This is a genomic window from Xenorhabdus entomophaga (genome assembly GCF_037996725.1).
GTDB classification, from domain to species: domain Bacteria; phylum Pseudomonadota; class Gammaproteobacteria; order Enterobacterales; family Enterobacteriaceae; genus Xenorhabdus; species Xenorhabdus khoisanae.
The window spans coordinates 1-220 of sequence record NZ_JBBMXH010000554.1; the positions used below are offsets into that span (position 1 = coordinate 1).

Annotated in this window: 1 protein-coding gene and 1 pseudogene; one reads left to right on the forward strand and one right to left on the reverse strand. The window is 40.0% G+C overall.

The window, feature by feature from the left end; translation table 11 throughout:
* Positions 1-94: pseudogene (locus tag AAC854_RS24675) on the forward strand (IS982 family transposase); the annotation flags it as partial.
* A 14-nt stretch (positions 95-108) separates the two neighbouring features.
* Here the strand turns inward: AAC854_RS24675 and AAC854_RS24030 are convergent.
* Positions 109-220 (reverse strand): IS1 family transposase (locus AAC854_RS24030; RefSeq protein ID WP_340619229.1); only part of this gene is annotated, 112 nt, incomplete at its 5' end.

Genomic DNA, 220 nt, shown 5'->3' on the forward strand with positions numbered 1-220 from the left:
ACTGCTTTCTCATACGTTGGGCATTTTTGCTAATTTTAAACAAGGTAAAAGACAACGCGATTGGCTTCAACACGCTAACGTTATAGGGTGTTAAAGTCGAGCATCGCGTTAGTATTCTGTTTCAATGAACGTTCCTATCACTTTATCGTGTATCTTTTCGGATTTGGAATAACCTATCGTTTTTCGATTCAGCCTTTTTAGGCGGATACGGAGGGTGAGA